The 12745-nt window shown below is 71.6% G+C and carries 12 protein-coding genes; 4 read left to right on the top strand and 8 right to left on the bottom strand.

The window, feature by feature from the left end; all coding sequences use genetic code 11:
• Positions 1 to 385 precede the first annotated feature (385 nt).
• Positions 386 to 886, top strand: coding sequence for an NUDIX domain-containing protein (locus ACFWSK_RS00825; RefSeq protein WP_383780070.1), 501 nt, complete (start codon positions 386 to 388; stop codon positions 884 to 886).
• Here the strand turns inward: ACFWSK_RS00825 and ACFWSK_RS00820 are convergent.
• On the bottom strand, positions 853 to 2718 hold the full coding sequence (locus ACFWSK_RS00820; RefSeq protein ID WP_383780068.1) for an ABC-F family ATP-binding cassette domain-containing protein: 1866 nt from the start codon (positions 2716 to 2718) through the stop codon (positions 853 to 855). The two genes, ACFWSK_RS00825 and ACFWSK_RS00820, sit on opposite strands and share 34 nt — an antisense overlap.
• Before the next feature lie 370 nt (positions 2719 to 3088).
• Between ACFWSK_RS00820 and ACFWSK_RS00815 the strand changes: the two genes are divergently transcribed.
• A complete protein-coding gene (locus ACFWSK_RS00815; RefSeq protein ID WP_383780065.1) occupies positions 3089 to 3916 on the top strand; it encodes an SAM-dependent methyltransferase in 828 nt (275 codons plus the stop codon).
• Positions 3917 to 3950: 34 nt separating this feature from the next.
• Here ACFWSK_RS00815 and ACFWSK_RS00810 read toward each other — a convergent pair whose 3' ends face one another.
• From ACFWSK_RS00810 to ACFWSK_RS00780, 7 genes are all read right to left on the bottom strand, one after another.
• A complete protein-coding gene (locus ACFWSK_RS00810) occupies positions 3951 to 4184 on the bottom strand; it encodes a hypothetical protein (RefSeq protein WP_383780810.1) in 234 nt (77 codons plus the stop codon).
• An 80-nt stretch (positions 4185 to 4264) separates the two neighbouring features.
• The gene (locus ACFWSK_RS00805) at positions 4265 to 5305 is read right to left on the bottom strand and encodes an NAD(P)-dependent alcohol dehydrogenase (protein ID WP_383780062.1); all 1041 of its coding nucleotides are present in this window, start codon (positions 5303 to 5305) and stop codon (positions 4265 to 4267) included.
• A gap of 64 nt (positions 5306 to 5369) precedes the next feature.
• Positions 5370 to 6152: an SDR family NAD(P)-dependent oxidoreductase gene (locus ACFWSK_RS00800; protein ID WP_383780059.1), complete on the bottom strand. Its 783-nt coding sequence runs from the start codon at positions 6150 to 6152 to the stop codon at positions 5370 to 5372.
• On the bottom strand, positions 6149 to 6820 hold the full coding sequence (locus ACFWSK_RS00795) for a TetR family transcriptional regulator (RefSeq protein ID WP_383780057.1): 672 nt from the start codon (positions 6818 to 6820) through the stop codon (positions 6149 to 6151). The genes ACFWSK_RS00800 and ACFWSK_RS00795 overlap by 4 nt, the downstream gene beginning before the upstream one ends.
• 79 nt (positions 6821 to 6899) lie before the next feature.
• Positions 6900 to 8111 (bottom strand): PP2C family protein-serine/threonine phosphatase, encoded by a 1212-nt coding sequence (locus tag ACFWSK_RS00790; protein ID WP_383780055.1) that lies wholly within the window; start codon positions 8109 to 8111, stop codon positions 6900 to 6902.
• 192 nt (positions 8112 to 8303) lie between these two features.
• A complete protein-coding gene (locus tag ACFWSK_RS00785; RefSeq protein ID WP_383780052.1) occupies positions 8304 to 9083 on the bottom strand; it encodes a GNAT family N-acetyltransferase in 780 nt (259 codons plus the stop codon).
• On the bottom strand, positions 9080 to 10000 hold the full coding sequence (locus ACFWSK_RS00780; RefSeq protein ID WP_383780050.1) for an NADP-dependent oxidoreductase: 921 nt from the start codon (positions 9998 to 10000) through the stop codon (positions 9080 to 9082). The genes ACFWSK_RS00785 and ACFWSK_RS00780 overlap by 4 nt, the downstream gene beginning before the upstream one ends.
• 417 nt (positions 10001 to 10417) lie before the next feature.
• Between ACFWSK_RS00780 and ACFWSK_RS00775 the strand changes: the two genes are divergently transcribed.
• Positions 10418 to 11290: an RNA polymerase sigma factor SigF gene (locus tag ACFWSK_RS00775; protein WP_383780046.1), complete on the top strand. Its 873-nt coding sequence runs from the start codon at positions 10418 to 10420 to the stop codon at positions 11288 to 11290.
• Between the two features lie 156 nt (positions 11291 to 11446).
• Complete coding sequence (locus ACFWSK_RS00770; RefSeq protein ID WP_383780043.1) at positions 11447 to 12703, top strand: sulfite oxidase; 1257 nt, start codon at positions 11447 to 11449, stop codon at positions 12701 to 12703.
• The last annotated feature ends 42 nt before the right edge of the window (positions 12704 to 12745 follow it).

The following is a 12745-nucleotide window of genomic DNA, read 5'->3' as shown; positions in this document are numbered from 1 at the left end:
GTCCCTGACGCCGGGTCCCTGCGGTGCGCCGGTCTGGTTGATGTCGAAGAAGTCCGCGTTGATCGCGGCGACGGGGCGGGGGTCGGGGTTCGCGTCGGCGGCAGTGGGGGTGATCGCCCCGGCCACCGTCGCGGACAACGTCACGAGCAGCACGAGCGACCGCACCACGGTGCCGGATCTGCAAGGTCCCACAAGTCCTCCTGGAATGGCGCGCGTTGCACGGGCGGTAAGCGCTGTCGGCGGACAGCATGGCCGGACGCGGAGCGACACACCAGAGGGCAACAGGGACACCAGGGGGAACAGTTCGGGGCGGACGGGTGACCTTCGTGATCATCCGGAGCGGGCTGGGTGGCGTCGCCCGGTTCCGGCCAGCAGACTTGACGACATGTCGACGGGCAAGCGTAGTGCGGGACTTCTCCTCTTCCGGGTCGTGGACACGGAAGACGGCCCGGATGCGGAGGTTCTGCTCGGCCATATGGGTGGCCCGTTCTGGGCGCGCCGGGAGGCGGCGGCCTGGTCGGTGCCCAAAGGGGAGTACGTCTCAGGGGAGGAGCCGGAGGCGGCCGCCCGCCGGGAGTTCGTGGAGGAGCTGGGGCTGCCCGTTCCCGACGGAGTGTGGGTGCCACTCGGCGAGGTGCGTCAGGCGGGAGGCAAAACGGTGTCGGTGTGGGCGGTGGAGGGCGAGGTGGACCCCGCGCTCGCCGTGCCGGGGACCTTCACCATGGAGTGGCCGCGCGGCTCCGGCGTACAGCGGGACTTCCCCGAGATGGACCGGTTCGCCTGGTGCACACCGGCCGAGGCCGCGGAGCGCCTGGTAGTGGGCCAGCGCGTCTTCCTCGACCGGCTGCGGCGTCATGTGCGCGGCGAGGACGCTCCTTCGGCGTAGCCGCCCCGGGGCGGGACGACGACCGGCCGGCCCGCGCGCAGTTCGAGCCGGTCGCCGGTGAAGCGGCCGCGGAAGCTGCGGTCGTGCGAGACCACGACGACGGCTCCCCGGTACGCGGCGAGGGCGGCCTCCAGCTCCTCGACGAGTGTCAGCGCGATGTGGTTCGTCGGCTCGTCCAGGACCAGCAGGTCGGCGGGCCTGGTCACGAGACGGGCGAGCGCGAGCCTGCGCTGCTGCCCGACGGAGAGGTCCGCGACAGGGACGTACAGGTCCTCCGGACGGAACAGCCCGAGGGCGAGCAGGTCCTCCTCGTACTCCTCGGGCAGTCCCGGCCGGCCTGCGGCGAACGTCGAGAGAAGGGACCGGCGGGTCAGCCTGGCGGGGAGTTCCTGCGGCAGGTACCCGATCCTCGCCCTGCGCCGGACCGTACCCGCGTCCGGCGCCAGGTCCCCGGCGAGCACGCGCAGAAGCGTGGTCTTGCCGGCGCCGTTGGGGCCGGTGACCAGCAGCCGCTGCCCTGCGGCGATGTGCAGCGAGGGCAGGTGCAGGCGGTCGCCGACGGAGACGGATTCGAGCTCGGCCACCGGCTCCGGCGCGCTCCGGGTCCTGACGCTGCGGTCCGCACCCGCGTGCGTGACGGCGTGCCCGTCCGCACCCGCGTGCCCGTCCGCACCCGCGTGCCCGTCCGCACCCGCGTACGTGGCCGCGTCCGCCTCGGAACCCGTGCCCGGGTCGGTCGCGAGGGCCGGTTCGCCCGTGAAGACCAGTGGCCTCGGCGGTGCGGGCACCGGGGCGGCGAGGAGCGCGTCGAGCCTGGCCCTGGCCGCTCTGACCTGCCCGGACAGTTTGGCCTCGTGGGACCTGCGGTGCTTGCCGAAGCCCTCCCCCGGGTCCCGGCCCGATCCGGTGAGCCGCCGTCCCGCCGCGCCGACCAGTTCCTCGGTACGGGCGACCTCGGCCAGCCACTCCTGGTGTTCCTGTACCCGGCGACGACGGTCGGCGGCCTTCGCGGTGCGGTAGGCGGCCCACCCGTCCCCGTACCGGGTGACGCCGCGCAGGTCCCGGTCGACCTCCAGGATCACCGTGGTGATCCGCTCCAGGAACGCCCGGTCGTGGGTGATGACGACGAGGGTGCCCCGATGGGCGCCGAGGTGGCTTTCGAGCCAGTCGACGGCCCTGCTGTCCAGATGGTTGGTGGGCTCGTCGAGCAGGAGCAGCTCGGGGGCGGCGGCCAGAACGCACGCCAGCGCCAGCCGGGACTGCTCGCCTCCGGACAGGGTGCCGAGGGTGCGGTCGCGGCCGAGGTGGGCGAGTCCGAGTCCGTGCAGCGCCGCGTCCACCCGGGCGTCCGCCCGGTATCCGTCGCGCTGCTCGTACGCCGTCAGCAGGTCCCCGTACGCTTCGAGTTCCGCTTCCGAGGGTTCCCGGGCGGCCAGTGCGGCTTCCGTCTCACTGATCCGGCGCTCCAGCTCGCGCAGTTCGGCGAGCGCCGCATCCACGGCGTCCCGCACGGTGGCTCGAGGGCCGACCCCGAGGGTCTGGGTCAGGGTCTGGGCGAGATAGCCGACGGAGCCGGGGAACCGCACGGTGAGCGCCCCGCTGTCCGGGGTCTCCGTTCCGGCGATCAGCCTGAGCAGGGTGGATTTCCCGGAGCCGTTCTCACCGATGACACCGGCCTTCTCACCGGGGCGGACGGTGAGCGACACACGATCCAGGACGGGCCGTTCCCCGTATGTCTTGGAGACGTCCTTCAAGGTCAGCTGGGTCCGGTCACGCGTGGAGTGCTCGGCGGAAGCGGGGCGTCCGGACGCGGTGGGGTGCTTGGGTGACATGGGTTCTTTCCCTGGGGTGACAAGGCCGGAGCGGCGCATGGGGCGCGCTGCGGGCGGAGGTACCGGACGGCGGGAAGGACGTGGCACGCCTGATGAGCCAGTGGCTCATGCGGCGACGCCGGGCGTCGCGCGGCGGTGTCCTGGCCGGGAATCAGAGAAAGAAGTAGTACGAACCCATGGGGCCCATCGTATCCGCATACGGATGCGCCTACGTGTCCGCGTCCGTATCCGCGCGTTCGCGGGCCGGGTGCGCGGGGTTCTGTACGCACAGTGAACACCTCGGGCGTGCAAGGGAGTTCATCGATGGCGCGCACGCTGTGGGATTAGGTTGTGGGGAGTCACATCGCGACCGCACCGGGGAGAACAATCAGTGAGCAGCGAAGTACCGAGCGGCGGGACCGCCGAGCAGATCACGCAGCGCATCGACACCACCCGGCCGCATACGGCCAGGATCTGGAACTACTGGACGGGCGGCAAGGACAACTATCCCGTCGACCGTGAGGCCGGAGACCAGATCCGCAAGCTGCATCCCGGCATCGGCGACTACGCGCAGGCCGACCGGCTCTTCCTCGGGCGCGCGGTGCGCCACCTGACGGCCGAGGTGGGAATCCGGCAGTTCCTGGACATAGGAACGGGCCTGCCGAGCGCGGACAACACGCACGAGGTCGCTCAGCGGGTGGCGCCCGAGTCCAGGGTCGTGTACGTGGACAACGACCCTCTCGTACTCGCCCACGCCAGGGCGCTGCTGACCAGCAGCGCCGAGGGGGCGACCGACTATCTGGAAGCGGACTTGCGCGATGTCGACGCGATCCTCGACCGGGCCTCGCGGACGCTGGACCTCACCCGGCCGGTGGCGCTCATGCTCCTCGGGGTGGTGATCTTCATCGAGGACGACGAGGAGTCGTACGCGGTGGTCCGCCGCCTTCTGGACGCCCTGCCCCCCGGGAGCCACCTGGTGCTGTCGCACACCGTGACGAGCCCCTCGATGCCCGATGTGGACGCGGCGGTCGCGTTCTGGAACGAGCACGGGACGCCCAGGCTGACCCAGCGGACGCCGGAGGCCGTCGGCCGCTACTTCGACGGGCTGGAACTCCTGGAGCCGGGTGTCGTCTCGTGCTCGCGGTGGCGCCCGGACGAGGAGGCCGGGCCCGCGCCCGAGGAGGTCGCGATGTTCTGCGCGGTGGGTCGCAAGGCGTGACTCCGGTCGCTGCGGCAGCTGTGGTCCGGCGCCCTCACCGGCCACGGACCACACCTGCCGCACACCTCACTGCCGGGCGAACCGGACCAGGGCCCTGGCGGGCGCTGTTGCGCCACGGGAGCACACCGGCCCGGCCCGCACGGAGCAGGATCTGGTCGACGAAGGCGAGCACGGTCAGCCCGATCACCAGTCCGGGCATCGTCATCAGCGCGGCGAACTCCGTCGCACCATCGTCACCGGTGCCCTGACGCGGGGGAAGGACGGTCACCCACCGGCTCCGGCATCCACGCAACGGGCCGTCGCTCGGCGGCGACGGCCCGTACGGTGCGGGAGTGGGTTCCCCGGAGATCAGCCGTTGGGGAGGATGACGGCGCGGCCGTTGATCCTGCCGGCGTGCAGTCGTTCGTAGGCCAGGGGGGCCTCGTCGATGGAGTACGTCTCGACGTGCACGTCCACCGCCCCGGCGTGGGCGAGGTCGAGGACTTCGGCGAGTTCCCTGCGCGAGCCCCAGTACGGCGCCGTGACCGTCGTTCCGTACGGCAGCACGCCGAAGCCGACCGGAAGCATGCCGCCTCCGATGCCGACGATGGTGACGTCACCGTCGACCTGGGCGACCGCGCCGGCCGTCTTCACGGTGGGCGGTGCGCCGACGAAGTCGAGCACGACCTGCGCACCCGCACCGCCGGTGAGTTCGAGCACCTTGGCCGCGGCGTGCTGGTCGGACAGGACCGCTTCGTGGGCTCCGACCGTCCTGGCCAGGGCGAGCTTCTCGTCACTGACGTCGAGGGCGATGACGCGCACGGCCGTCATGGCGCGGAGCAGCTGGATCGCGACGTGGCCGAGGCCGCCGGCGCCGATGACGACGGCCGTGGCACCGGGCACCAGCTTCGCCATCGAGCGCTTGATCGCGTGGTACGGGGTCAGACCGGCATCGGTGAGCGGCACCGTCTTCACCGGGTCGAGGTCACCGATCGGCACCAGGTGGCGCGGATTGTCGACGATCATGTACTCGGCCATGGCGCCGGGAGCGCCGAGGCCGGGCGGGACGATACCGAGTTCCTTGGCCCGCAGGCAGTAGTTCTCCTTGCCCTGGGCGCAGTTCACGCACGTGCCGCAGCCCCAGGGACCGTAGACGGCGACCGGATCGCCGGCCGAGAAGCCTTCGGCTCCTTCGCCGAGGGCGGCGATGGTGCCGACTCCCTCGTGGCCCAGGGTGAGGGGCAGGGGGAAGGGGAGCTCGTCGGCGGTCCAGCTCATCACGGCGATGTCGGAGTGACAGACACCGGCCGCTGTGACCTTCAGCAGGATCTGCCCCGGGCCCGGCTCGGGGTCGGGCACGGTGACGACCTCGGGAGCGGCACCGACGGTGCGGTACTGAACGGCTTTCATGGGGTTCTCCTCAGTCTTTCCTTCATTTACTCGCCCCCCGGCCCCCGTTCGCCACCCGGAGCGGTCATGCGGCGGAGTAGCCGCCGTCCACGAGGTGGTAGCTGCCCTGGATGAAGGAGGCGCGGTCGGACAGGAGGAAGGCTGCGAGCTCGGCGACCTCCTCGGACGTGCCGAGCCGTCCGGCCGGGTGCAGCGAGATGAGGTGGTCGCGGGCCGGGCCGTCGGTGTCGCGGAGCAGCGGGGTGTCGATGAAGCCGGGGCCCACCGCGTTGACGCGGACGTTCTTGGCGGCGTATTCGAGGGCCGCCGACTTGGTGAGGCCGACGACGCCGTGCTTGGCGGCGACGTAGGCGGGCGATCCGGCGAAGCCGTTGGTGCCGAGGATCGAGGACATGTTGACGACGGCGCCGCCGCCCGCGGCGACGATGGCGGGGAGCTCGTAGCGCAGCGAGTGGAAGACGCCGTTGAGGTTGGTCGCGATGACCCGGTTCCAGTCCTCGACCGCGTACTCGCCGGTGGGTGCGGACGGGCCGCCGATGCCCGCGTTGTTCACGGCGAGGTGCAGGGCGCCGAACGTCTCGACGGCGAAGCGCACGCCGGCTTCGACGGAGGCGGGGTCGGTCACGTCCATGGCCACGGCCGCCGCCCTGGCCCCGGCGCTCTCCAGTTCCGCCACGGCCTTGCGGGCGCTGTCCTCGTCGTAGTCGGCGACGACGACGGCCGCGCCGCTCGATGCCAGCCGCCTGGCCAGCGCGAGGCCGATGCCGGAGGCGCCACCGGTGATGAGGGCCGTCCGGCCGGCGAACTCCTCGGAAGCGGCGGGGGCGTTGGGGGTGCTGGTGCTCATGATGTTTCGTTTCCTTCCGTGGTGCTGTGCGGCTCCGGCCCGGCCGGCTGCCTCGTGAGCAGTTCACCGGCGAGGGCGTCGAATGCCTGGTCGACCAGCTCGGGCAGGGCGGCCGGGCAGCCGCCCCGTACCCAGGCTGCCTGGGCCGCGAGGAGCGCTCCGGCGCCTGCGGCGACCGTGACGGCGGGGCGGATGTCCTGCCGGGAGTCGACGCCCAAGCGGTCCGCGATGATGGCGACCGACTCCTCCTGGGCGTCCACCCGGATGTGGTGGAAGGCCGCGTACAGGGTCGGTTCCTCCTCGGCGACGACCAGCAGGTCGAAGATCCGGGGGCGGCGGTGCCAGGGCTCGGCCGTGGGGTCGCCCAGCCAGTCGAGGACCGCGCGCCGGTAGGCGGTGAGCGGGGGTTCCTCGGCGGGGCGGGCGCGCAGGGCGTCGTTGATCAGGTCCCCGTCGCCTCGAAGTGAGTCGAGGACGGCGGCTTCCTTGCTCGCGAAGTACCGGCTGAAGGTGCGCCGGTCGACGTCCGCGCGGTTCGCGATCTCCTCGACCGTGACGTTCTTCAGGCCCCGGTCGAGTACGAGCTCGAACGCGGCCCGCGCCAGGGTGTCCCGGGTCCGGCGCGCCTTACGGCCGCGTCTCTCCGGTGCCTTCCGTTCCGAGTTCATAGATGCACCGTACACCCAAAAATGTCCCGACGCGACAAAAGTCTCGTCGGGACATCCGAGGCGTGCCGGGGGCGGGCGCTCAGGGGTGCGGGAAGGCCAGGGCCTGACTTTCGGATGCGCCGCTCCCCGGCAGTCCGGGCCGCTGCCCGCGACGCACGGGCACACCCCGCAGGGCGAGCACCGCTATGTCGTCGCGGCGCACGCCGCCGGTGAACGCTTCGAGATCGGTACTGAGCGCGTCCAGGACCTCGCGCGGGCCCCGGCTCGCCCATCGGGCCAGCCGGTCGTCCAGGGGATAGAAGGCGCCCGACGCGTCGCGCGCCTCGGTGACGCCGTCCGTGCACACGAGGAGCGTGGCGCCGGAGGGGACGTCGAACCACTCGGCGGCCCGCGCCTCGGAGCTGAGGTCCGCCATGCCGAGCGGTACGGAGGTCCGTCGCAGCCGGACGACCCAGGTCTCGCCGTGGTGCAGCAGCCGGGGCGCGATATGGCCGCAGTTGACGGCCTCCACCCGGCCGTCGGCATCGAAGCCGAGCACCAGGGCGGTCACGAACCGCTCGGTCTCACCGGTCTGGGCGGAGGAGGCGTTGTGCCGGACGACCGCGTCCTCCAGCGCTCCGGCGACTCCGGTGAGCGTGGGTTCGCGGATGGCCGCTTCGCGGAAGGCGCCGAGTACGGCGATGCCGGTCCCCATGGCGGCCAGACCCTTGCCCTGGACGTCACCGATGATCACGCGTGTTCCGTGCGGGGACTCGACGACCTCGTAGATGTCTCCGCCGACGAGACGGTCCTCCTCGATGGGTTCGTACAGCCCGTGGGCGAAGACCTGGTCCGTCAGGACGGGCAGGGGGCGCAGGATCTGCCGCTGAAGCGCGCCGGCCGCGGTCCGCAGCCGGGCGATCTCGACGGCGTGCCGGATGCGCGCGACACAGGAGGCCACACCGAGGCCGCAGGCCAGCACCGTGAATCCGATGCTGAGCGCGAGTCCCCAGAACGTGCCTCCCATGAGGACCCGGGAGACGACGACGACGGCCGTGATCCAGACCGCGACGGACACGGTCTGGCGGACCGAGCAGAAGACCGAGGCGAGCGCGGGCGCGACCACGAGGAGCGGGATGACCTGGAGGTCCGCACCGGTCAGGTAGTCGAGGACCACGACGAGGAAGGTGAACGCGGCCACGACGCCCGCCAGGGCACCGTTGCCGATGCGGGACGCGCCTGCGGCCGCCTCCCCGGCGTCGAGGTCCGGCAGCCGGGGTGCGTCTGGTGTCCTGTTGCGCCTGCTTCCCACGGTTGCTCCACGCCTCCCGTCGCCCACTCGGTTTCTGTGCTTCCTGTCCAGTGGACCTGGGGGCGGCACGCCCTGGCATGGGGCTTACGGCCCTCGCACCGGGGCAAAGGTCCCGGCCCGGGACGCGGAAGGACCTCCGGCCCTGGTGTTTCTGGGCCGAAGGTCCTGGGTGTGACCGATTGCTCCCGCGCTTCAGAGCCGGGCGGCCGTGCGGGTCCCTTCCTCGCGCCGGACAGGGGGCAAGGGGTGCCGCGGTACGAGCGCCGAGAGGAACGCCGTCCGGCGCCGGAGTCCGAAGCCGAGCGATTCGTAGAGCCGGACCGCGTTGGTGTTGGACGCGGCCGCGTGCAGGAACGGGATGTCGCCGCGTTCCCTGATGCCGTGGGCGACCGCCAGGACGAGACGGCCCGCGAGCCCCTGTCCCCGTACGGACTCGTCGGTGCACACACCGCTGATCTCGGTCCAGCCCGGTGGGTTCAGCCGCTCCCCCGCCATCGCCACCAGAACTCCGGACCGGCGGATGCCGAGGTAGGTGCCGAGCTCGATGGTGCGCTTGGTGAACGGGCCGGGCCGGGTGCGCTCGACCAGTTCGAGCATCTCCGGAATGTCGGCGGGGCCGAGCAGCACGGCCTCGGGGTCGGGGGCCGCGTCCACGCTCTCGTCGACGAGCTGGACGCCCTCCGCATGGAACACGATCTTCCAGTCGTCGGGCGGCGGCTCGCGGAAGGCGGCGATGGTGAGGGAGTTGCCGGGTCCTGCGAGCGCGGCGACGTCGGCCCAGTCCCCGTCCTCCGGATCGTCCGGCAGGGCCAGCCACGGGGTGATGTCGGGCGGGTAGCGCAGGATGCGGCCACGGTGTTCGGCGAAGCGGGCGTGGGGTCCGGTCAGCGACGAGCGGACCGGGTTGTCGAGCGGATGCCCGGCCGCTTCCTCGGGCCGGGCACCCGCCGCGGGGGCGTCGGCGGAGCTCATGCAGCCACCTCGATCACGATCTTGCCGCGTGCGTGTCCGCTCTCCACGGTACGCAGGGCCTGTGCGGCTTCGGCCAGGGGGAAGGTCTGCGTCACCTGGGCGCGCAGGACTCCCTCGACGGCGAGACGCGCCACCTCGTCGAGTACGGCCGCGTTGCGGGCCCGCCGCACCGCCGCTCCGCCGAGCTCGACCACCAGTTGTTTGCCGCCTGCACTGATCAGCTGTGCGCGGTCCCGGACCAGCCCTGCCGCGATCGTCAGGTCGTCACCGCCGACCAGGTCGTAGACCGCGTCGATCCCTTCGGGGGCGGCGGCCCGGACGCGGTCCGCGAGACCGGGGCCGTACGGGACGTGGATGGCGCCGAGCGATTCGACGAGGTCCTTCTTGGCGCCGCTCGCGGTGCCGATGACCCGGACGCCCAGGTGGCGGGCGAGCTGCACGGCGGCGACCCCCACACCTCCCCCGGCGCCGGTGATCAGCAGGGTCGAACCGGGGGCCGGGTCCAGCTGGTGCACCCCGTCGTACGCGGTGGCCGCGGCCACCGACAGGGCCGCCGCGTCCGTGAACGACAGTGCGTCCGGCTTGTGGGCGGTGACGGCTACGGGCATCAGGGTGTACTCGGCGTATCCGCCGGTGAGCGGGCAGCCGAAGACCGCCTGCCCTGGTGCGAATCCTTCGACGCCCGGCCCGGTCGCCACCACGGTCCCTGACGCCTCGCTGCCGAGCACGGCGGGCAGGGCCGCGGGGGCGCTGCCCGGCCGTGTGTACCCGTTTCGCAGCTTCCAGTCGACGGGATTGACCCCGGCCGCCCTGACCGCGACGAGCAGTTCGCCGGGTCCGGGTTCCGGCACAGGCAGGTCGGCGAAGGCTTCCGCCTCGGGTCCGCCGTGCCGGGTGAATACGTACGCCTTGGGCATGAGTTCCCTCGCTCCGGTTCGTCTCGTCGGCTGCCCGGTGAGCGGCCGGCGGTCCGGCAGCCGCGGGGCGACACCTGCGGTAAGTCCGTTCGCTCTGCACGTATTCCCGCGCACGCCTCGTGTGTCCGGCCTTCGGCGTACATCGAAATCAACTCAAAGAGCGTGGAATACCGGCCGGTCGGGCTCCAACCCCCTTCTGTCTGTGGCACTCTGGAGCCGATCGCCCCACCGGGCTCCCCCGTACCGGTGGGGCGGTTCTGTGATCTCCCGGGGTGTGTACGGCCCCCGTTGAGGACTCCGCGACCGGGCACAGCGATTACCGGCCAACCCCGGATCGATTCCCTCCGTTACGCATGACCGCCCGGACCGGGGGCAGGCGGATAGACCTCATGGCCAACAGCAGGGGAGTGTGACGGGATGACGGCGCACACTGCGCGAACCACCGATGCGCAGGCGACGGGGGCCACGGACGAACTGCCGTGGATCGAGGATGCCGGGAAGGTCGCGCCCAAGGACGCGCGCGAACTGTCCCGGGTCTTCTTCGACAGGCTCCAGGTCCTCGAAGAGGGCACTGCCGAGCACCAGTACGCGCGCAATACTCTCATCGAAATGAATCTGTCCCTGGTCCGCTTCGCGGCGGGCCGGTTCCGCAACCGCGGCAGCGGCGACATGGAGGACATCGTCCAGGTGGGGACGATCGGTCTGATCAAGGCCATCGACCGCTTCGACCTGTCCCGCGAGGTCGAGTTCACCTCCTTCGCCGTTCCGTACATCGTCGGCGAGATCAAGCGTTTCTTCCGCGACACCAGTTGGGCCGTTCATGTGCCGCGGCGGCTCCAGGAGTTGCGCGTCGATCTCGCCAAGTCGAAGGAGGCCCTGTCGAACGAGCTCGACCGTGAACCCACGGTCCACGAGCTCGCCGAGCATCTCGGGATCGACGAGGGCGAGGTGACCGAAGGCATCGTCGCGGCCAACGGCTACACCGCCGGCTCCCTGGACATGCCGACGGACACCACGGAGTCGTGGAAGCTCAGCGCGGGCGGACGTACCTTCGCCGATGTACTGGGTGAGCCGGACCCGGCGATGGAGAGCGTCGAGAATCTCCATGCCCTCGCCCCGTTGCTCTGCGAGCTCGACGAACGCGAGCGCCGCATCATCGACATGCGCTTCGGCCAGGAGATGACTCAGGCGCAGATAGGCGAACAGCTCGGTATCTCCCAGATGCATGTCTCCCGGCTGCTCAGCCGCATGCTGTGCAAGCTCCGCAGCGGGATGCTCACCGAGGACTGACTGAGCGCGTCCGGGGCGTCCTCTGTTACAGGGGCATGTCGACTTCATGGCCACATCGCCCTGAAGCGAAGGGAGTTGTTCACGGAGACGGGTACGGCGGGCAGTCTTGTACCGCTCGGCACGTGACCATCCCGCTTCCCGTCCCCTGGAGTGCCCATGAGTTCCGTACCGCTGTCCGAAGCCGCCTACGACCGGAAGCGGCTTCGGCAGTGGGCCCGCGGTCGTGCGAGATCCGCCGGGGTCGGCCGGCGCGAGCTGCTGAAGCTCGTGGCGGCGGCCTCGGCGGCGGGCCCCCTGGCCTCGCTCGCCTCCCCCGCCCACGCCGCGGGTTCCCTCCCGGGTGTGGTGAAGCCGCTGCCACCCGAGTTGTTCACGCTGCGCGGCACCAACGCCGAGACGAACTTCGCGGCGCTGCGTGCGACGGGGCTGCTCACCCCCACCGACCGGTTCTTCGTCCGCAACCACACGGCCACCCCTCGGATCGACGCGGCCGACTGGCGGCTCAGGATCTGGGGCGACGGTCTGACGGGCGGGCCGGTGGAGTTCTCGTACGCCGATCTGCTCGCCCTTCCGCCGGTCAGCCGCACGGCGTTCGTGGAGTGCGCGGGCAACGCCCGCAGTTTCTACGCCTCGCAGCAGAACCAGCCGGTCAGCGGCACCCCGTGGACCCTCGGCGCGATCGGCACGGCACGCTGGCGCGGGGTGCGGCTGGCGGACGTGCTGCAACGGGCGGGCATCAGCCGCGACGCCGTCGATGTGCTGCCGCGCGGGCTGGACGGCGAGGTCGTCACCGACGGTGTCGCACTGGGGCGGGTACGCAGGCCCTTGCCGGTGGAAAAGGCGCTGGACGACGTGCTGCTGGCCTATGAGATGAACGGTGAGCCGCTGCCGCCCGACCACGGATTCCCGGTCCGGCTGATCGTGCCCTCGTGGGTGGGCATCGCGAGCATCAAGTGGGTCGGCGACATCGAGGTGAGCACGGATCCCTTGCTTTCGCCGTGGAACACGAACCTGTACCGGCTGTTCGGCCCCGCGCATCCGCCGGGGGGCAGTGTTCCGCTGACGCGTCAGACCCTCAAGAGCGCCTTCGAACTCGCGCCCGGAGCCACGCTCACCGCGCACCGGCATCAGGTCCTCACGGGCCGTTCCTGGTCGGGCGGCGCGCCGGTCCGCTCGGTGGAGGTCAGTACGGACGGGGGCACCCGGTGGCGACGGGCGCGACTGCGGGACGAGCCCAGGGCCGGGAGCTGGGTGCGCTGGTCGGCCGACTGGGTGCCCGCCGAGCGGGGGCCCGCCGTGCTGCTGGCGCGGGCGACGGACCGTTCGGGACGCAGTCAGCCGGAGGTGTCGGTCCACAACACGCAGGGGTATCTCTTCGACGCGGTGGTCCGGCATCCGGTGACGGTCGTCTGAGGGGGTCGCCGTGCCCGCGCGATGCGGGCACGTCGCGATGCG

This window comes from Streptomyces sp. NPDC058620, from assembly GCF_042717135.1.
Classification (GTDB): Bacteria; Actinomycetota; Actinomycetes; order Streptomycetales; family Streptomycetaceae; genus Streptomyces.
The sequence above is the reverse complement of the archived record's forward strand: the minus strand, read 5'-3'. Positions and strand labels throughout refer to the sequence as shown.

Excerpts from the sequence above, each read along its gene's own strand:
- ACFWSK_RS00775 (WP_383780046.1), top strand. The coding sequence starts at position 10,418 with ATGACGGCGCACACTGCGCGAACCACCGATGCGCAGGCGACGGGGGCC.
- ACFWSK_RS00795 (WP_383780057.1), bottom strand. The coding sequence starts at position 6,820 with ATGAACTCGGAACGGAAGGCACCGGAGAGACGCGGCCGTAAGGCGCGC.
- ACFWSK_RS00770 (WP_383780043.1), top strand. The coding sequence starts at position 11,447 with ATGAGTTCCGTACCGCTGTCCGAAGCCGCCTACGACCGGAAGCGGCTT.
- ACFWSK_RS00785 (WP_383780052.1), bottom strand. The coding sequence starts at position 9,083 with ATGAGCTCCGCCGACGCCCCCGCGGCGGGTGCCCGGCCCGAGGAAGCG.
- ACFWSK_RS00780 (WP_383780050.1), bottom strand. The coding sequence starts at position 10,000 with ATGCCCAAGGCGTACGTATTCACCCGGCACGGCGGACCCGAGGCGGAA.
- ACFWSK_RS00800 (WP_383780059.1), bottom strand. The coding sequence starts at position 6,152 with ATGAGCACCAGCACCCCCAACGCCCCCGCCGCTTCCGAGGAGTTCGCC.
- ACFWSK_RS00825 (WP_383780070.1), top strand. The coding sequence starts at position 386 with ATGTCGACGGGCAAGCGTAGTGCGGGACTTCTCCTCTTCCGGGTCGTG.
- ACFWSK_RS00820 (WP_383780068.1), bottom strand. The coding sequence starts at position 2,718 with ATGTCACCCAAGCACCCCACCGCGTCCGGACGCCCCGCTTCCGCCGAG.
- ACFWSK_RS00805 (WP_383780062.1), bottom strand. The coding sequence starts at position 5,305 with ATGAAAGCCGTTCAGTACCGCACCGTCGGTGCCGCTCCCGAGGTCGTC.